This is a genomic window from Kluyvera georgiana ATCC 51603 (genome assembly GCF_001654985.1).
GTDB lineage: Bacteria > Pseudomonadota > Gammaproteobacteria > Enterobacterales > Enterobacteriaceae > Kluyvera > Kluyvera georgiana.
The window spans coordinates 12,344-29,998 of record NZ_LXEU01000074.1; the positions used below are offsets into that span (position 1 = coordinate 12,344).

The window sequence follows — 17,655 nt, forward strand, 5'->3', positions numbered from 1 at the left end:
CTCAGAACAACACAGGTGCTCCAATGAAAAAAAGAAATTTCAGCGCAGAGTTTAAACGCGAATCCGCTCAACTGGTTGTTGACCAGAACTACACGGTGGCAGATGCCGCCAAAGCTATGGATGTTGGCCTTTCCACAATGACAAGATGGGTCAAACAACTGCGTGATGAGCGTCAGGGCAAAACACCAAAAGCCTCTCCGATAACACCAGAACAAATCGAAATACGTGAGCTGAGGAAAAAGCTACAACGCATTGAAATGGAGAATGAAATATTAAAAAAGGCTACTGTAGATTCAATTGGTCAACGCAACAGTTATGTGAAAACATGGGGTTGCGGAGGTTTTTTGAATGAGACGAACATTTACAGCAGAGGAAAAAGCCTCTGTTTTTGAACTATGGAAGAACGGAACAGGCTTCAGTGAAATAGCGAATATCCTGGGTTCAAAACCCGGAACGATCTTCACTATGTTAAGGGATACTGGCGGCATAAAACCCCATGAGCGTAAGCGGGCTGTAGCTCACCTGACACTGTCTGAGCGCGAGGAGATACGAGCTGGTTTGTCACCCAAAATGAGCATTCGTGCGATAGCTACTGCGCTGAATCGCAGTCCTTCGACGATCTCACGTGAAGTTCAGCGTAATCGGGGCAGACGCTATTACAAAGCTGTTGATGCTAATAACCGAGCCAACAGAATGGCGAAAAGGCCAAAACCGTGCTTACTGGATCAAAATTTACCATTGCGAAAGCTTGTTCTGGAAAAGCTGGAGATGAAATGGTCTCCAGAGCAAATATCAGGATGGTTAAGGCGAACAAAACCACGTCAAAAAACGCTGCGAATATCACCTGAGACAATTTATAAAACGCTGTACTTTCGTAGCCGTGAAGCGCTACACCACCTGAATATACAGCATCTGCGACGGTCGCATAGCCTTCGCCATGGCAGGCGTCATACCCGCAAAGGCGAAAGAGGTACGATTAACATAGTGAACGGAACACCAATTCACGAACGTTCCCGAAATATCGATAACAGACGCTCTCTGGGGCATTGGGAGGGCGATTTAGTCTCAGGTACAAAAAACTCTCATATAGCCACACTTGTAGACCGAAAATCACGTTATACGATCATCCTTAGACTCAGGGGCAAAGATTCTGTCTCAGTAAATCAGGCTCTTACCGACAAATTCCTGAGTTTACCGTCAGAACTCAGAAAATCACTGACATGGGACAGAGGAATGGAACTGGCCAGACATCTAGAATTTACTGTCAGCACCGGCGTTAAAGTTTACTTCTGCGATCCTCAGAGTCCTTGGCAGCGGGGAACAAATGAGAACACAAATGGGCTAATTCGGCAGTACTTTCCTAAAAAGACATGTCTTGCCCAATATACTCAACATGAACTAGATCTGGTTGCTGCTCAGCTAAACAACAGACCGAGAAAGACACTGAAGTTCAAAACACCGAAAGAGATAATTGAAAGGGGTGTTGCATTGACAGATTGAATCTACAACCGCGCTCTTGATGTCAGACTCCCTGAACAGTTCTCGATAATCGGGAAACTCAGAGCGCATTATCCTGTGGTCACACTCTGCCATGTGTTCGGGGTTCATCGCAGCAGCTACAGATACTGGAAAAACCGTCCTGAAAAACCAGACGGCAGACGGGCTGTATTACGCAGTCAGGTACTTGAGCTACATGGCATCAGCCACGGTTCGGCCGGAGCAAGAAGCATCGCCACAATGGCAACCCGGAGAGGCTACCAGATGGGACGCTGGCTTGCTGGCAGGCTCATGAAAGAGCTGGGGCTGGTCAGCTGTCAGCAGCCGACTCACCGGTATAAACGTGGTGGTCATGAACATGTTGCTATCCCTAACTACCTTGAAAGGCAGTTCGCCGTGACCGAGCCAAATCAGGTGTGGTGCGGTGATGTGACCTATAGTGTGCCCGGAGTTCAGGGCGGGCATGGATGCTTAAATGAACCGCGAGTCTGTCTGGAATATTGAACCGGTAACTCACGATGAGAAACCCAACAATCCCACCGGGTGTGACGGTGGAGAACCTGAGCGGCAGTGACCTGCGGCATGCCCGCAGGGTGATGTAACCCGCTGACAACGGGGATTGAGGCGAGATCACTAAGCCGAGATGATCCTCAAGGTTAAGTACTGAAAGGCTGAAGAACATGAACCCGTTAATCCGCCTCTGTGGGTTGAAAACGTCACCACGGCCTACGTGATCTGACAGGCCGTGCAGGAGGAACTGGCAGTGATACGTAAGCACTGCCGGTCGAAGGTGTTTTGACATGTATGCGAAACACCGGGGCAGCAGCGTCTATCACGCTTGCGATGCTGACTTCTGCCAACTTGCGGCAAGCAAGGATAAAGAGTGCGACGGGCAGCCTCCTCAGTATGCCTGAGTCCAGGCAGGTAAACCGGGGAAGGTCAGCGACGGATGTTAAGGGGGCATGGCTCCGATGACGCGCTGGCTGGCGGAGCTTCCGTAGTAGTCCGCGATGGGGAAAGCCCATTACATGGCGAAGGGAAGCAGTTTGAATGTGTTTGCGACGTGAATTAACTGACCTAACGAGGTGAAGACCTTTGATAATCAGCGAAATGCAACGCAAGCTTGCCACATGGGCAGCCACCGATCCGTCCCTACGGATTCAACGGCTGCTGCGTCTGATAACACAACCAGAATGGCTGGCTGAAGCGGCGCGGATCACGCTTTCATCAAAGGGGGCCCATACCCCCGGCGTTGATGGCGTGAACAAAACAATGCTACAGGCCAGACTGGCTGTTGAGCTGCAAATCCTCAGGGATGAATTACTCTCAGGCCACTACCAGCCCTTGCCCGCCAGACGGGTTTACATCCCTAAAAGCAACGGCAAACTGCGACCACTGGGTATCCCCGCGTTGCGGGATCGTATTGTTCAGCGGGCCATGCTGATGGCGATGGAGCCGATATGGGAGAGTGATTTTCATACGCTCTCATATGGCTTCCGGCCTGAGCGCAGTGTCCACCACGCGATCCGCACGGTGAAATTACAGCTCACAGACTGTGGTGAAACCCGGGGACGCTGGGTGATTGAAGGCGACCTGTCCAGTTACTTCGACACCGTACATCATCGACTGCTGATGAAGGCTGTACGCCGCAGGATCAGTGACGCACGTTTCATGACTCTGCTGTGGAAAACCATCAAGGCGGGACATATCGATGTCGGTCTCTTTCGGGCGGCCAGTGAAGGTGTACCACAGGGCGGTGTTATATCGCCGCTATTATCGAACATCATGCTGAATGAGTTCGATCAATACCTGCATGAGCGCTACCTGAGCGGGAAAGCCAGAAAAGATCGGTGGTACTGGAATAACAGTATCCAACGGGGCCGAAGTACGGCGGTCAGAGAAAACTGGCAGTGGAAACCCGCGGTGGCGTACTGCCGCTATGCCGATGATTTTGTCCTCATCGTCAAAGGCACCAAAGCACAGGCGGAAGCCATCAGGGAGGAGTGTCGGGGTGTGCTCGAAGGCAGTCTGAAACTCAGGCTGAACATGGATAAGACTAAAATCACCCATGTTAATGACGGCTTTATCTTTCTGGGGCACAGGATCATTCGCAAACGCAGTCGTTATGGCGAGATGCGAGTGGTCTCAACGATCCCGCAGGAGAAAGCCAGAAACTTCGCCGCATCGCTGACAGCACTGTTATCAGGCAACTACAGTGAAAGCAAAGTCGATATGGCTGAACAACTCAACCGAAAACTGAAAGGCTGGGCCATGTTCTATCAGTTCGTTGATTTTAAGGCCAAAGTCTTCAGTTATATCGACCGTGTCGTGTTCTGGAAGCTGGCTCACTGGCTGGCCCGCAAATACCGTACAGGTATCGCTTCCCTGATGAGGTGGTGGTGTAAATCACCGAAACCGGGTCAGAGCAAAACGTGGGTTTTATTTGGTAAAACCAATCACGGCAAGCTCAGCGGCGAAATACTGTACCGGTTGGTGGGGCAAGGCAAGAAGCTGTTCCGCTGGCGGCTACCCGAAGGTAATCCCTATCTGAGGACGGAGACCAGAAACACGTATACATCGCGCTTTACAGAAGTGGCAATGGCGTTCGCCAGCATTTAAATGGAGAGCCGGATGCGCTGAAAGGTGCACGTCCGGTTCGGGGAGGAGAGGCAGGGAAATAGTCCGACTACGCCCTGCCTCTTACTCTACTCTGGACAGGCAAGCGTTGGGCTTACCTTGCTGTTGTTCTCGATCTGTTCGCAAGGAAACCTGAGGGTTGGGCAATGTCATTCTCACCGGACAGCAAGCTGACATCAAAGCGCTGGAAATTGCGTGGGAAGCTTGCGGTAAACCCGCCGGAGTGATGTTCCACAGTGACAGTAATAATGCCGGTGTCAGTCTTTACCACCACTCAGTTTGCCGTTTAACCCGATTGGTGTGATTACTGATGCAGTGAAGACCTTTCCGCATCACATCACTACAAATATTGATTTTTGATTGTTGGATTCGCACCAGATTTCACCTCTGTAGGGTATTCAAAAATGCTCAGTTATTACTGATGCCTAAACTGCAGCGTTGCGGGCAGGTAGCGTTGTAGCGTTTCGGGCGTATCGCCCTCGATCAATTGGCTTATCAGATCATAGCAGTGCCAGGCCAACTGGCGGTTATCCTGCTGTACGGTATCGATACGCAGCGACAGCGAATCATAAAGATAGTGATCGTCAAAGCTCGTCAGATGGATATCTGAGTCGAGTAAATGGTGCTGGCTCATATAGCGCAGTACCCCTTCGAGCAGTCCACAGGCGGCAGTGAACAGCGCCTTAGGCGGCCGCCCAAGTCGCGCGCAGAGTGCGGCGAACATCTCATAGCCTGAGCTCGGGTGGTAGTTACCGTTAATCACCCATTCCGGGCGCAGTGCAATACCCGCCTGAGCCAAACCCTGCGTGAAGCCGGTCAGACGATCGCGTGAAGGCGACAGACGCGACTGACCGCCTAAAAACCAGAACTCATCGCTATGCTTAGGTGCAATGCGGGAAATCAGTTCCGCCGTTGGGGTAATCGAATCAGTCATCACCAGCGGCAGCAGGCTTTCATTAGGACAACGGTCAAACAGCACTACTGGCAGTTGTTGGCTGAGCTTAAGATAGTCGGCATCGTTGTGCATACATGAAGCGACGATCAGACCGTCAACCTGGCGGGAAATCATGTTATTGACCACCACGCTCTCCTGACCGGGGTTTTCATCAGTACAAGAGATCAATAGCTGGACGCCTGCTTCGCGGCACAGCATTTCCAGCTCATGTGAAAAGACCGCAAAGCCGTGGTTGGTGATCTCCGGCACCACCAGTCCGATGGTGTGGCTGCGGTTGTCGCGCAGCGAGCGGGCGTGAATGCTTGGCTGATAGTGCTGCTCACGGGCAATCGCCAGTACTCGCTCACGCGTTTCCTGCGCCACACGCAGCTCCTTACCACGACCGTTCAGTACTAGGCTGGCGGTCGCTTTTGAGACGCCAGCCTGTTCGGCGATATCTTTAATGGTTACGCGTTTAGTTTTCATTACGACGCCATGAGCTTGAGGCAAAACGCTTATTCTACCATGCAAGTTCGCAGCGGCCAGTAGCAGAATGCGTCCGGTGTGATGCCAGAGAACATTAGCTGCCCTGAACAGGCCGGGAAGTAGCGGCAGCTCATCACTCCTTCGCCGCCGTTGATGAAAATCTCCACGCTAGACTGGTCGATGAAAATATGCAGCGAGCGGACGTCTCCGCGCCAGTAACGATAATGCTTCTCGTCGCTGGCCAGACTGGGTCGGGCCAGGCGGATCCCGCTGGCATCGCGTTCAAGGATTAATGCGCCGTCAAAATCGAGGCTCAAAATATCGTCCCCAGTGGTTTGTAGAACGATTTCCATCGGTGCCAGCGGCAGGGAGTTCCCTGCCCAGCCGTGCGCTTCGCCGCGCAGGGCGCTCAGCTCTCGTAGAGGACGTTGGTATAGCTGACCATCGATAAACTCCAGCTCACGCAGGCAGGTCATCTGATGGATCCAGCCGTTGGTGAGGGTCGGTTGAAGCATCTCTTCGCCCTCCGGCACGCCCATCCAGCCGACCAGCAGACGGCGGCCATCACTGGTAAGCATGGTTTGCGGGGCGTAGAACTCAAACCCTGCGTCCAATTCGTGCAGTTCGCCATGCTCGAAGGCCGCGCGGTGGTAGTCGAAATCGCCGCTCATCCACACTGCCGGGTAGGTGTTGAGATAGCGCTCTTTCTCACGAGGCACGCCCTGCGGGCAGCAAATCAGGACATGCTGGTCGCCGAGGGCAAACAGGTCCGGGCATTCCCACATATAGCCCGCGTCGTCCAGGCCATTGATGCCATAACCGGCGATTTCGCCCTGACTCGTCCACTCATGAAGGTCCGCTGAGCTGAATAACAACACCTTGCCACGCTTTTGCAAATCCTGTGCGCCCAGCACCATGTACCAGCGACCTTCGTGCTGCCAGACTTTCGGGTCACGCACGTGGCCGGTATAGCCCTCCGGCAGCGGTAATACCGGGCCGAGTTTGGTAAACGTGCCGTCGGCATTTTCCGTCGCCAGGCACTGCCACGCGGTTCGGCTGCCGTCGTCAAATTTTACGTTGCCGGTATAGCACAGGGTGAGCGTGCCCTGACTATCCACGGCGCTTCCGGAGTAGCAGCCGTTGCGGTCATACTCTTCATCCGGCATGAGCGCGATCGGCTCATGTTGCCAGTGCAGCAGGTCGGCAGAGCTCCAGTGCCCCCAGCACTTGAACTTATGATCGCAGGCGAGCGGGTTCCACTGATAAAACAGGTGATAACGTCCGGCAAATTCAATAAAGCCGTTGGGATCGTTCATCAGCCCGGTCACCGGCGCATGGTGCCAGCGGGGATAGTGGCTGTCGGCCAGCGCGCGCGGCTGGCCCTGCATAACAGCCTGCAAAATCGCAGGCAGGCGTGATGGATGTGACATTATTCAGCGTCCGTTTTGTATTTCAGTACCAGGGAGACGACAAAGGCGACGCCAAAGGCGATAACCATCCCGATAATGTAGTTCAGCAGCGAGCTGGCCTGCACGATAGCCATGCCAGGGATAGCCGTCAGGCCCACGGCGGTCATGTAAACATGCATGGATACCACCCACGCGCCGCCCACCGCGCCGCCAATCAGGGCTGCGATAAACGGTTTTACAAAGCGTAAGTTAATACCAAAAATCGCCGCTTCGGTGATGCCGAGCATGGCAGAAAACGCCGAGGGCAGGGTAATGGCTTTGATTTTGGCATCTTTCGTTTTGAACCACACCGCCAGACAAGCACCGCCCTGAGCGACGTTGGCCATCGCCCAAATCGGCAGCAGGAAGTTGACGCCGATGGATGGGTTGCCCAGCAGTCCCGCTTCGATGGCGTGGAAGCTGTGGTGAATACCGGTAATGACGATAACCGAATAGAGACCGCCAAACAGCAGTCCGGCCAGCCAACCGGCGTGGGTAATCAGGGTGCTAAGGACAAACGAAATACCGTCGCCAAGCGCGCGACCAGCCGGGCCGATAATCAGCAGGGCGATAAAACCGGAAATGATCACCGTCAGGAACGGCGTCAGGATCAGATCCAGTGCATCGGGGATCACGCGACGCAGCTGTTTCTCAACGATGCTCATAAACCACACCGCCAGCAGCACCGGGAACACCGTGCCCTGATAGCCGATCATGGCAATCTCAAGGCCGAAGAAGTTCATGGTGTGGAAACCGGCGGCCACACCCCAGGCGTTGGTGAGCGCCGGGTGAGTCAGGATGCCGCCAAGCGTCGCGCCAAGATAAGGATTACCACCGAACTCGCGGGCGGCGGTGAAGCCAATCAGGATCGGCAGAATAATAAACGCCGCTGAGCTGCACATATCCAGCATGATGTAGATGGCGTTACCCGGGTCGACCCAGCCGTACGTTTTAACCATCCCCAGAAGGCCCATCAACAGGCCGGAGGCGACGATAGCCGGGATGATCGGCACAAAGATGTTCGACAACAGGCGGGCAATGCGCTGGAAAGGATTCAGTTTTTTCGCCGCAATGTCGGCAGCTTCCGATTTGCTGGATTCGCCAATCCCTGCCGCCTGAATAAAGGCGGCGTAGACTTTGTTCACCACCCCGGTGCCGAAGATAATCTGCATCTGTCCGGCGTTACGGAAACAGCCCTTCACCCCATCAATTTTGCCGATGGCCTGCTGATCGGCCAGTGAGTCATCGACCAGCACCAGGCGCAGGCGTGTGGCACAGTGCGCGGCGCTGGCGATATTTTCCTTGCCTCCCAGAAGCGGAAGTAGCGAGCGGGAAATCTGTTCAAAATCCATAGTACCCTCTGAATGCGTATTGATTTTCGAGTTGTCGTCCCGTGGTAGCCGGAGCGCATTCTCTTCGTTGTTATTGTGTCCGGGGCGACGAAACGTATTTTGTCGCCCCGGCGGTTACTGTCGCCAGGTGTTAACCATCAAAACCAGGTTTCCATCTGCATCCCGAACGACCATTCGCCGCCCGATTTAAAACCACTGCTGCCCAGCGCGTCATCGCTGGCGTAATTATTGAGTTTTTTGCTCCAGTCCATCCACGAGGTGTAAAGACGGATTTCAGGACGGCTGAAGAAATCGCCGATGTCGCCAACCTTAAAGGTCGGGGCGAAGGTGAGCTTGTAGAAGCTGCCGTTTACCGCATGGCGATCGTTATAACCTTCAGGTTTGAGATCCATATACTGGTAACTGCCTTCATAAGCGAGGGCGAAGTTTTGATTGATCTCCTGGATCAGACGCATGTTGAGGGTTGCCCACTGGTAGCTGTCGCCATCGACATAACGGTCTTTACTGGTTTGTGCCAGTATCGCCGGGGCGATAAACCAGTTCTTGCTCAGTGGCGTGGTGCCGTAGCTGGCGAAGCGCCAGGTGTTAGCCCCCGAGCGTAACGCACCGTCAGAGCCGACACCTTTAACTTCGGCACCCAGTCCGTGACCGTAGAGCAGGGCGGTTTTGCTGGCACCTTCACGCAGGCCGTAAAAACTGTCGTTGTGCAACCCGAGCAGCGCATGTACACCGGTATTTGCCGCATCGCCTTTGACCGGATTACCGTTGGTATCCTGGCGTTCGTCGTTGTCTTTTGCCCGCATCCCGCTGACCATCATCTGCACCGGCCCGATGAAATTGTTCATGCTGACGATGTAGTTCTGCACACTGTTGCTGGTATCAGCAATATCGCCGAAGTTACGCCCGTAAAGAGAGAAGTTGCTGCGAACGCTGTCGTTCCACCTGACATCGTAAATACCGCCGCCGGTACCGGCGAGGAACACGACATCCGAGTCGATCCAGTGAATGTCAAAGTTATCCCGGTCAAAGCGTTTCCCGGCCCACAGGGTGGAGCCTTTAAACGGCCCGTCGAAGGTGGGCAAGTTGCCCAGTTCAACAAAGGCCTGACGCACGTTCAAATCACTGGTGCTCGCCGTCCAGTCGTTATAAGTGGTTTGACCGTCGGCGACCATGACTTTGAAGCGGGTCGTTGCCCCGTTATCCAGGGTCTGCTTATGTTCAAGATTCATTTCAACATAGGTATCGGCCTGGTTTCCCAGGCGGCCAATAGCCCCACCGGTTTCCCCTGCTGGCGTCATGTAGGCTCCGGATTTGGTGCTGGCGCCGGAGTCATTCATTATCACGCCGGAGCGGGCGTAGCCGTGGAACTCAAACCCGCTTTTCTCATCGGCTTTTTTCTCCAGTTTGGCGGTACGCTGAGCCACTTCCTGAGTGCTGTCCTGGGTTTTTTGTTGCTGTGTCGTGAGCTGCTGTACTTTCTTCTCTGCCGACTCTGCGCGGGTTTCTGCCGTTTGCGCTCTGTTTTCGGCATCCTGTAAGCGTTTTTCCAGCGCAATTAAACGGGCTTCGATACTGCTGAGATCCGTTTGTGCATGGGCTGAGGCGGCGCCGGTTAGCAAAGCGATAAGAACCGCGAGTGTGCTTTTTCTGAACATATTGATTGCATCCCAAAAGGAAAATAAAAAATTGTGTGTTTTTGCTAAACCGGTTTAGTTGCAATGTTAAGCACGACATTTAACATTTTGAAATTGATTTTGCTAAACCGGTTTAATAAGTGTGATGGATGCAACAAAGTGGACCGCGTACGACGGTATTTAGGATCAAATCTGGCGGTGTAGATCGCGCTGGTATGGCAGGGCAGTCATCGCGCCTTTCGCCAGGGTTGCCAGGGCACCGCAGGTTTGCGCCAGAGCGAGCGTTGGCTCCAGGGCATTGATATCCGCCGGCATCCCGTTGGCAGCAAGGCTGGCAAGCAGTCCGGCGACAAACGCATCGCCCGCACCGGTGGTATCCACGCTGACAACCGGTTTAGCGCTGAAATGGATAAACTGCTGCTGGAATGCGGCGATGACGCCCGCTTTACCCTGAGTCACCAGCAGTAATTCAGGCTGATAACGCTCAGTGATGCTGGCGATCCCCTGCGCGATATCATTACTCCCGCTGATGAGTATCAGCTCTTCTTCGGACAGTTTCACCACGTTCGCCAGACGCAGGGCGCGGTCGAGACAGGCGTGCAACAGGTTCTGATCTTGCCAGAGATCCAGGCGGATATTAGGGTCAAAGCTCACCCGGCCACCGGCACGTTTGATGTTCTCCATAGCCGCGAAGGTAGCACTGCGGCTGGGCTCGGCGCTGAGCGCGATGGAGCAGATGTGCAACCACTGTCCGGCGGCAAACTGTGGCAGGTCTTCTTCAGCCAGGAACAGGTCAGCGCTGGGGCGTACCATAAAGGTAAAGGTGCGTTCACCTTGGTCATCAAGGTCGACCACCACAGTGGACGTGCGGTGATGATCGTCAAGATACATATGGCTGACGTCGACCTGCTCCTGTTGCAGGGTATGACGCATGTAGCGGCCAAACGGGTCACCGCCGACGCGGCCGATAAATCCGCTGTTGCCGCCAAGGCGGGCAACCCCTACCGCCACGTTAGCCGGCGCGCCTCCAGGGCACTGTAGCAAGCGCCCTTCACTCTCCGGTAGCAGGTCCACCACTGCGTCGCCCAGAACCCAAACTTTTGCTTTCATGCTAAAACCCTCCAAGGCTAAACTTAATTAAACCGGTTTAGCATATTAAATCACAGTGAATGAGTGGGGGAAAGTTCCAGCCGGAAAAGCACTGCTCAGGGCATAAAAACGTGAGCCGCCTTACGAAATAGAATTGATTCGACAGCTGTGAAGACTTACGTCCTGGACACAAATGGATCCTGGATAAATTACCATGCAACTTGATGAAATTATCATGTTTTATCTTATTTACAGATAAATCAAAGGGCTTTTAACACCACACTTCTTGGCATAATGGTTAAGTGTAGTAATGCTCGCTCTGGATGGGTTTGCTTCTATGCTGCGCAGGTATTTGTAAGAAATACCCATTCTACTGGCGAGTTGTTGTCGCATCAGGCCAGCGAAACTGCGCAATTTCATCAGCGTTTCTGGAGGGTTTCCTTTAAAACTTCATCGACAAAACCGCTTTTTACCGTAGATACAGTAAGTGCCTCTTCTCTGCCATTATCCCAGCATCCAAGGTTACCGGGTTCTGATGTAGTCTGCCGATATGCAAGAAATGCAACGGCATCATGCTGGTTATGATGCTGTTTAATCTTCATTGTCACATGGACTATTCAGGGAGCGACAAGCGCTCCCACATGAAAACAGAACCACTCGTTTCATTTACGTGCTTCCTCAAAAGTAATCTCATACCCAATACTTCTGATTTAGTAGGGTTCTGATCATATCATGCAGCTCGATTGCGCTCAATTTGACGGTTTTCATCTTTACACAATGCTCGGTTATGATACTTTGTGATAGGCATGACAAGATCTGGCCGTAATTTTTTAGAAGTGAGTTTGCCCGCCACTTCACGGGACAGCATACATCCGGATAAAACCGGTAACAGGAAAGGCTCCACGCTGCATACGGAGGAAACAGAATTAATGAATGATAAATTGCCGCCCTGCGCTGATACCAGGGTGGAACGTGTCCGTCTTAAAGATGGGGATTACTTTTTCCCTGCTGAACCCGCCATAAAAGCGGATTCTTTGCGGACAAAATCGCTCCTTCATCGTTTTAACCACACCGATCCTGCTCATATTGATTCCCGCCTGCTACTGATGAAAGAGTTGCTGCCTGAATGTGGGGAAGGGGTATCTGTCACCACGTCTTTCCACTGCAGCAGGGGGTATAACATTCGTAAGCGTCGTCTCAGCACCGTCTGGCAGATCCTGAAATTCCTGAGAGGATAGTGGACACCAAATATGGTGGACACTATCCATGAAATCATTAACCACAGTGCGTAAAAAAAGCCCTAATTATCCCGTTGAGTTCAAAATCAAAATGGTTGAACTCTCGCATCGACCAGATATCCGAGTCTTTGCGTTTGCCAGCGAGGATAAGGAGTACCAACCGTTACTCGATGATATTCTGGATGGTCCAATGGTTGGGCGTTTTGATACTGAGGAAGCCGGAAAGGCTTTGATCGATGGTGGATTGATTGAGCGTTTGATGTCAACTATCATGCCCTTTATCACTTCAGAGGCCCCTCTACCCGATACGCATCTACGTCGGGAAACAACCTGGTATTATCCACTGGAAGCTATTCGCGAAACTGTTGTAAATGCACTGGCTCATCGTGACTGGACACGCTTTGTTGAGATAGAGATTGGCTTGTATAGCAATCGATTTGAAGTTATTAGCCCAGGGGCGCTGAATAATTCGATGTCGATTGAAAAGATGGTTACAGGTCAGCGATCACCACGTAATACGATTATCATGGAAGTCTTACGTGATTATGGTTACGTTGATTTCAGGGGGATGGGAGTCAGGACAAAGATTATTCCACTAACACAGGCCATGAGTGGCCAACTCCCTGAGTTTACTGCAACAGATGATTACTTGAAAACAATACTTTATCGCTCACCATCTTCTTGATATATAAGGTCTGGCCTTTCCATCCATAAGAAAGGCCATTGCTGTAAAAAATAAATTACCCGCGACTGCAGCCGAAGCTACGGTCGCCATCTCCATATGCTTTTGTATCGAGTTTAGCTAGGTAGTCGAAGCGATTCAGTAATTTATTGTATTCTCCTTCAAAGTTAAAATCATTGACGTCTAAAATATAACGACAATTTTCAGGGTAGTGAACCAATCCCGGATAATCATCCAGTTCCAATCCCAGTGCGCTATACCATGCTCTTACAATCATCATCCTTAAATTTCTTTCAGCCTCATAATCACCTAAATGGTAATAAGCATCTTTATTAAAAAAAAGACCAAGGTGAAAGTGACATTTTCCTTCTTCGGAAAACTCCCGTGCCCAAACATGACGAACACGGTTTGGATATATTCTTTTGCCGTTAGCTGCTCTGGTTCTCTCATTGGCCTCCAACATGGCATTTAATGCATTACGGAAACGGGATATGGCACCAGGCTCTAGATTAGGAAAACAGCAAACAGTGTCACCTCTGTCTAAAATGGGTGGATAATGAACATCAACACGTAACGCCATTGTTCTGGGGAATTCACTGATAGCATCATTGACGACTCGTTCAATATGTTTTTTATAGGCGAGCACATGCTCACCATGGGAACCATGATATAATTCCATGTTTCGATCCTGTCGTTAGCCCTACGGCTTTGGATAGCCGTATATAGTAATATGATCAGACATAGCTGAATGTCTGTGGTTAGTTATATTAATTAACTGTTAATAGTAATGACTGTTATATAATACCTTTCCAACAATAAAACTTGTTATCAACCCATTACCCATGCAGTAAAATAATTAAAAAGCAACTCTGCAATTATAATCACCCAAAGATGCCGTTATCCCAGTGTCTTTTTACCGTGGAAATACTTATTCCTAAGATCTTTGCCACCTTGGATTGAGAGTAATGCTTAGCCTTCTCACTCTGAATTAAATGGGAATATTTACTTCCTTCAGGCCTTCCTAGAATTTTCTTTGATTTTGCTTTGTTAGTAGGCATCTTTTACCCTCATCAAGCTATTAGGTACTAACTCCATACTGTCGAGATGTATGCAACTAAGTGGTTATGCTTAACATTGGTATCAGAAAGTATGGCTTACTTCACCGTTAAAGGGGTTAATAATGATGGCATCTCCTCCTTTCATCGCCTTTTGAGGTGTATCGCCTTCGGCAATCACAGGGACCATTACCGCTAGATCATTTGTGTAATAAATTGGTATCCAGCAATAGCATGATTGTTTAGGGGGAGTTTTATTTCTTTTCAATACTGCTTCAACTCCAAATGTAATAAGTTCAAAGATTGGCATAATCACAATGCTGCTCAAATCAAAAAAACAACCATCGTAGACTGTTTCCTTTATCAGTATGATATTAGATAACCCTCCTGCAATGAGATGTTTGTGGTTCACGCGCCGATCTGTGTAAATAAAAATTGCTTTTTTTACATTGAAACTTTTTATAATGTATGAGAGCTTTTCATGAATTAATTTTTTTTCGCTCTTACCCATCTTATCATGAGGTATTTTGTGCGCATAAAAATCTTGATCGACAACCTCGTTCCGGTGTCGAATGTGAGTGTTCCAGACGGAATAAAAAAACTCTTCGTAAGTTAATTTTGGCTCACCCCGTGCGATTGAGGGGGCCTTCTCTTCAAAAATACAGCCTAATGTTGACTCCAAAGTTTGAGCTATATGATATTGCGATGTTATTTTATTCAATGCTGGGGCTGTGGCGTTTAACAAAAATGATATCACCTCTGACCTAGAATATCCTTTTGCATTGCTATAGTCGTCAATTGCATCAATAGTTGATTTTTTGTTTGCGCTGAAAGTGATGCGTTTTTTCATATGTATCCTTGACTTTCGTTAATGTAAAATGTGATAAACGGTGTGATTTAGTATCTTTTATCGACGGATTGTTTCTGTTAATTAACCCAGCTATTCTTTAGAATAGCTGGGGAGTTATGATTTTGATGCTGCTGTTAATTACAATATACTGAGAAGGTTAATAGGAACCTATCAATGTCTTTGCGTAACCAATAATGTCGGCTGTTAATTTTCTTTGGGCGTGGTAAACCATTAGGCAGCTTGTCTTGGCAAAGCCATTTTCGAATTGTTTGGGCTTTAAGGTTTAATAGATGTGCTAACTCACTTGTGGAAACAAGTTCAGATAGAGATGTTCTGGATTGCTCATATATGCTCATGCTACCACCTCAATGATTGAGATGCAGGCATATACAAAAAGTAATGAAATTAGAAGGGAAAGAAAGGACCAAAAAGAAAACAAAAAAGCCAAGCTTGAATAAGCTTCAGGGTCAGGATCACTACCTTCGCTTGAGCCGGATGAGGTACTTTTAGTTGATTTAGACGCATTACCTTGCGAGTTTTCGGCCTGATTTTTGTGCGAGATGATACGTGCAAAAAAAACGCCCAAAGTTTTATGTCGATTGTTTTTATTGTATAAAGAGTTTTTTTCACTGAGGTGTCCAAGAGCAGCTCGAATCCTGATGTTCACCTGTCTTTCCTGAAATATGGACTCAGCACAGGTTTGTCGCTGCTTACTAGAACGAACAACTTTGATCTTACCCACGACCCGTACTATTCGAGCCTTTGAGCTGGTTTGCGCAGAACTCATCAAAGAATTAGACATAATGCTTTATCTCCTGATTTAAAAGTGGACGATGGAATTTAAACCTTAAAATACACTTATGTCAACGATGGATGTTGTTCTGTAATCTATTGATATTAAATGAAATCAACGCATATCAACGGTTATTTTTTTACAATATTTGCTTGCTGTAAGATCCACCTCTCAATTTTTTCATGCCATTTGCGCAACAGATCTAACGGACGACGGCGGTAGTGTTTTTCCGCCAGTGCACTTGGTTTGTGTCCCATAATTTGAGCAACAATACCTGTTGGCACTTCAACCCATTCAGCAAGAGTGCCAAAACTACGGCGTAAGCCGTGAAGGCTGATATGTGGTAACTCAGCTCGAGCTAACGCTCTGTTGTGTGCTGAACGCGGTTCAATAATTTTGCCACTTTTACTGTTACTTCTGAAAACCCAACCCTCCTTATTTACGTCAGAATTTGGGAATTGCGCTAGCGCACTTAACAGCTCAGAAACATAAGGAGTGAGAGGGATGATACGTTCGCCTTCGATCTTGTCTTTAATCCTCATGCTTGACCATTTGAAATCTACGTCAGACCACCGAAGTGACGCAATTTCTTCACGCCGTGCACCGGTGAGCAAAAGTACCTGGAGATAGGCCGATGCAATGGGATTATTGAGGCTACGTACGGCACTGAACCAGATTTTTAACTGTTCTTTTTGTAAGCAATCTCCCGCTTTACTCGCTGATACTGGAACCACTTTTCTCACGTTATGATCTTGTGCAATATCGCCATGGATTATTCCCTGATATTTTTTCTGGTAATTAGCCCATTTGATAAATGCACGCAACAGACGGTAGGCATGAGCAGTGACGGTAGGCCGATTTTGTCTCTCTGTACTTAGCCATGCGGCAATGTTCTCTGGTGTTAGTTCCGATAACGGTAGGTCGAGTAAGCTAGCCAATGGTCCAGCCGAGGTTGGGCCCCGGCCTCTTTTTTTACTTTCGCCTCCACGGCTGGACAAGTTAATGTGATCGGCAATGTATCGAGTAGAATATGGGCGTTTAGTTTTTGCGCTGATTCCGGCTCTCAATTCTTCAAGGTAATCTTCCCAAGCGCTTGTGAAGGTTACCTTCGTTTTACGAGATTCAGCCTGCTGTGATTCCGCTTCAGCAATTTTTTCTGCCTTAGCTATACGCGGATCTATCCCTGTATCGATTAATGTTTGCAGCCGCCTGGCTTCGGCCCTGGCATCATCAATTCTCCAATCGTTAATGTTGCCAATGGTCATGCGAAGGGTTTTTCCCGCATATACGCTTTGGAACACAAAAGCTTTTGTTCCGCGAGTTGCCCTACATGCCAGGGAAGTTACGTCCGCATCCCAAAGAAATGCCTGGGTTTTTCCTTCAGATAAAGCAAATTTTCGAATGCGCTCGAAGGTGAGTTTTTGTCTTGGAAGTGCCATTTTGGGGCTCCAGATGAGAAATGTTACATCACCATAATGTAACGGCTAGTGTAAGTAAAATGGGGGAATAAACATCAACGCGTGTCAATTTTTATCAACAGGTGTTTTTCATAACACAATGTTTTATAATGAATTGCTTGTTTTAATAGTAGGTTTTTAAAGGGGTGAAAATATAATAACATCGCATTCGTAATGCGAAGGTCGTAGGTTCGACTCCTATTATCGGCACCATTCAATAAAATCAAAGACTTACGTGATTTTCCCCGTGACCTTTGATCCTGTCTTAACACGTCTAAACGCCTGTGTGATGTATGGGCGGTTATCAGTATACATTGCATGGGCAGGTGTGCGAAGCGTCCAACCTGTAGAAGCATGTGAATCTTGCATGACCAGCATCACTTGCTTTGTAAAACTGAATCGTGCTAATAGGGCAGCCAGGCCCACACAACATGATAACGAAGCTGTAACGTGATCCCCTTCGTGCGGGGGCTACTTGATCATTCTTGCTGTGAAGCAACACG

General features: G+C 49.5%; 14 protein-coding genes and 4 pseudogenes. 7 read left to right on the forward strand and 11 right to left on the reverse strand.

Annotated features, from left to right (window positions below; all coding sequences use genetic code 11):
• Positions 1-23: 23 nt before the first annotated feature.
• The 5 genes and pseudogenes from M989_RS18480 to M989_RS26310 all read left to right on the forward strand — a co-directional run.
• Positions 24-281 (forward strand): annotated as a pseudogene (locus M989_RS18480) (IS3 family transposase); the annotation flags it as partial.
• A 67-nt stretch (positions 282-348) separates the two neighbouring features.
• Positions 349-1,500, forward strand: a complete 1,152-nt coding sequence (locus M989_RS18485; protein ID WP_003029596.1) for an IS30-like element IS30 family transposase — start codon at positions 349-351, stop codon at positions 1,498-1,500.
• Between the two features lie 9 nt (positions 1,501-1,509).
• A pseudogene (locus tag M989_RS24840) lies at positions 1,510-1,935 on the forward strand (transposase domain-containing protein); the annotation flags it as partial.
• A gap of 672 nt (positions 1,936-2,607) precedes the next feature.
• On the forward strand, positions 2,608-4,116 hold the full coding sequence (gene ltrA / locus M989_RS18490; protein ID WP_001189111.1) for a group II intron reverse transcriptase/maturase: 1,509 nt from the start codon (positions 2,608-2,610) through the stop codon (positions 4,114-4,116).
• 80 nt (positions 4,117-4,196) lie between these two features.
• A pseudogene (locus tag M989_RS26310) lies at positions 4,197-4,384 on the forward strand (DDE-type integrase/transposase/recombinase); the annotation flags it as partial.
• Between the two features lie 165 nt (positions 4,385-4,549).
• Here the strand turns inward: M989_RS26310 and M989_RS18495 are convergent.
• The 6 genes from M989_RS18495 to M989_RS26565 all read right to left on the reverse strand — a co-directional run bounded on the left by M989_RS18495 (position 4,550) and on the right by M989_RS26565 (position 11,497).
• Complete coding sequence (locus M989_RS18495) at positions 4,550-5,554, reverse strand: LacI family DNA-binding transcriptional regulator (protein ID WP_003029591.1); 1,005 nt, start codon at positions 5,552-5,554, stop codon at positions 4,550-4,552.
• Positions 5,555-5,583: 29 nt separating this feature from the next.
• On the reverse strand, positions 5,584-6,984 hold the full coding sequence (locus M989_RS18500) for a sucrose-6-phosphate hydrolase (protein ID WP_003029589.1): 1,401 nt from the start codon (positions 6,982-6,984) through the stop codon (positions 5,584-5,586).
• Positions 6,984-8,354 (reverse strand): sucrose-specific PTS transporter subunit IIBC, encoded by a 1,371-nt coding sequence (locus M989_RS18505; protein ID WP_000345204.1) that lies wholly within the window; start codon positions 8,352-8,354, stop codon positions 6,984-6,986. The genes M989_RS18500 and M989_RS18505 overlap by 1 nt, the downstream gene beginning before the upstream one ends.
• A gap of 137 nt (positions 8,355-8,491) precedes the next feature.
• Positions 8,492-10,009 (reverse strand): carbohydrate porin, encoded by a 1,518-nt coding sequence (locus M989_RS18510; RefSeq protein WP_003029587.1) that lies wholly within the window; start codon positions 10,007-10,009, stop codon positions 8,492-8,494.
• Positions 10,010-10,174: 165 nt separating this feature from the next.
• Positions 10,175-11,098 carry an aminoimidazole riboside kinase gene (locus M989_RS18515; RefSeq protein ID WP_003029584.1) on the reverse strand — a complete coding sequence of 308 codons (924 nt, stop codon included), beginning with the start codon at positions 11,096-11,098 and terminating at the stop codon, positions 10,175-10,177.
• A 228-nt stretch (positions 11,099-11,326) separates the two neighbouring features.
• Positions 11,327-11,497 carry a helix-turn-helix domain-containing protein gene (locus M989_RS26565; protein ID WP_077258089.1) on the reverse strand — a complete coding sequence of 57 codons (171 nt, stop codon included), beginning with the start codon at positions 11,495-11,497 and terminating at the stop codon, positions 11,327-11,329.
• Between the two features lie 386 nt (positions 11,498-11,883).
• On the opposite strand from M989_RS26565, the gene M989_RS24865 reads away from it, so the two are divergent.
• Together M989_RS24865 and M989_RS18520 are read left to right on the forward strand one after the other, a co-directional pair.
• Positions 11,884-12,315, forward strand: coding sequence for a maltose acetyltransferase domain-containing protein (locus tag M989_RS24865; protein WP_174329993.1), 432 nt, complete (start codon positions 11,884-11,886; stop codon positions 12,313-12,315).
• 28 nt (positions 12,316-12,343) lie between these two features.
• A complete protein-coding gene (locus M989_RS18520) occupies positions 12,344-13,000 on the forward strand; it encodes an ATP-binding protein (RefSeq protein WP_003029581.1) in 657 nt (218 codons plus the stop codon).
• A gap of 55 nt (positions 13,001-13,055) precedes the next feature.
• Here M989_RS18520 and M989_RS18525 read toward each other — a convergent pair whose 3' ends face one another.
• The 5 genes and pseudogenes from M989_RS18525 to M989_RS18535 all read right to left on the reverse strand — a co-directional run bounded on the left by M989_RS18525 (position 13,056) and on the right by M989_RS18535 (position 17,149).
• Positions 13,056-13,676, reverse strand: coding sequence for an inovirus Gp2 family protein (locus tag M989_RS18525; protein ID WP_003029579.1), 621 nt, complete (start codon positions 13,674-13,676; stop codon positions 13,056-13,058).
• Between the two features lie 461 nt (positions 13,677-14,137).
• Positions 14,138-14,902 carry a hypothetical protein gene (locus tag M989_RS18530; protein ID WP_003029576.1) on the reverse strand — a complete coding sequence of 255 codons (765 nt, stop codon included), beginning with the start codon at positions 14,900-14,902 and terminating at the stop codon, positions 14,138-14,140.
• Positions 14,903-15,036: 134 nt separating this feature from the next.
• A complete protein-coding gene (locus tag M989_RS24875; protein WP_003847740.1) occupies positions 15,037-15,258 on the reverse strand; it encodes a helix-turn-helix domain-containing protein in 222 nt (73 codons plus the stop codon).
• The gene (locus M989_RS25680) at positions 15,255-15,704 is read right to left on the reverse strand and encodes a hypothetical protein (protein WP_032296090.1); all 450 of its coding nucleotides are present in this window, start codon (positions 15,702-15,704) and stop codon (positions 15,255-15,257) included. The genes M989_RS24875 and M989_RS25680 overlap by 4 nt, the downstream gene beginning before the upstream one ends.
• 105 nt (positions 15,705-15,809) lie before the next feature.
• Positions 15,810-17,149 (reverse strand): annotated as a pseudogene (locus tag M989_RS18535) (tyrosine-type recombinase/integrase).
• Positions 17,150-17,655: the final 506 nt, after the last annotated feature.

Bases quoted from the DNA above. Each gene is read 5' to 3' on its own strand.
- M989_RS18505 (WP_000345204.1), bottom strand. From the start codon at position 8,354: ATGGATTTTGAACAGATTTCCCGCTCGCTACTTCCGCTTCTGGGAGGC.
- M989_RS18515 (WP_003029584.1), bottom strand. From the start codon at position 11,098: ATGAAAGCAAAAGTTTGGGTTCTGGGCGACGCAGTGGTGGACCTGCTA.
- M989_RS18495 (WP_003029591.1), bottom strand. From the start codon at position 5,554: ATGAAAACTAAACGCGTAACCATTAAAGATATCGCCGAACAGGCTGGC.
- M989_RS18530 (WP_003029576.1), bottom strand. From the start codon at position 14,902: ATGAAAAAACGCATCACTTTCAGCGCAAACAAAAAATCAACTATTGAT.
- M989_RS24865 (WP_174329993.1), top strand. From the start codon at position 11,884: ATGACAAGATCTGGCCGTAATTTTTTAGAAGTGAGTTTGCCCGCCACT.
- M989_RS18520 (WP_003029581.1), top strand. From the start codon at position 12,344: ATGAAATCATTAACCACAGTGCGTAAAAAAAGCCCTAATTATCCCGTT.
- M989_RS26565 (WP_077258089.1), bottom strand. From the start codon at position 11,497: ATGAAATTGCGCAGTTTCGCTGGCCTGATGCGACAACAACTCGCCAGT.
- M989_RS18485 (WP_003029596.1), top strand. From the start codon at position 349: ATGAGACGAACATTTACAGCAGAGGAAAAAGCCTCTGTTTTTGAACTA.
- M989_RS18510 (WP_003029587.1), bottom strand. From the start codon at position 10,009: ATGTTCAGAAAAAGCACACTCGCGGTTCTTATCGCTTTGCTAACCGGC.
- M989_RS24875 (WP_003847740.1), bottom strand. From the start codon at position 15,258: ATGAGCATATATGAGCAATCCAGAACATCTCTATCTGAACTTGTTTCC.
- ltrA (WP_001189111.1), top strand. From the start codon at position 2,608: ATGCAACGCAAGCTTGCCACATGGGCAGCCACCGATCCGTCCCTACGG.
- M989_RS18525 (WP_003029579.1), bottom strand. From the start codon at position 13,676: ATGGAATTATATCATGGTTCCCATGGTGAGCATGTGCTCGCCTATAAA.
- M989_RS25680 (WP_032296090.1), bottom strand. From the start codon at position 15,704: ATGTCTAATTCTTTGATGAGTTCTGCGCAAACCAGCTCAAAGGCTCGA.
- M989_RS18500 (WP_003029589.1), bottom strand. From the start codon at position 6,984: ATGTCACATCCATCACGCCTGCCTGCGATTTTGCAGGCTGTTATGCAG.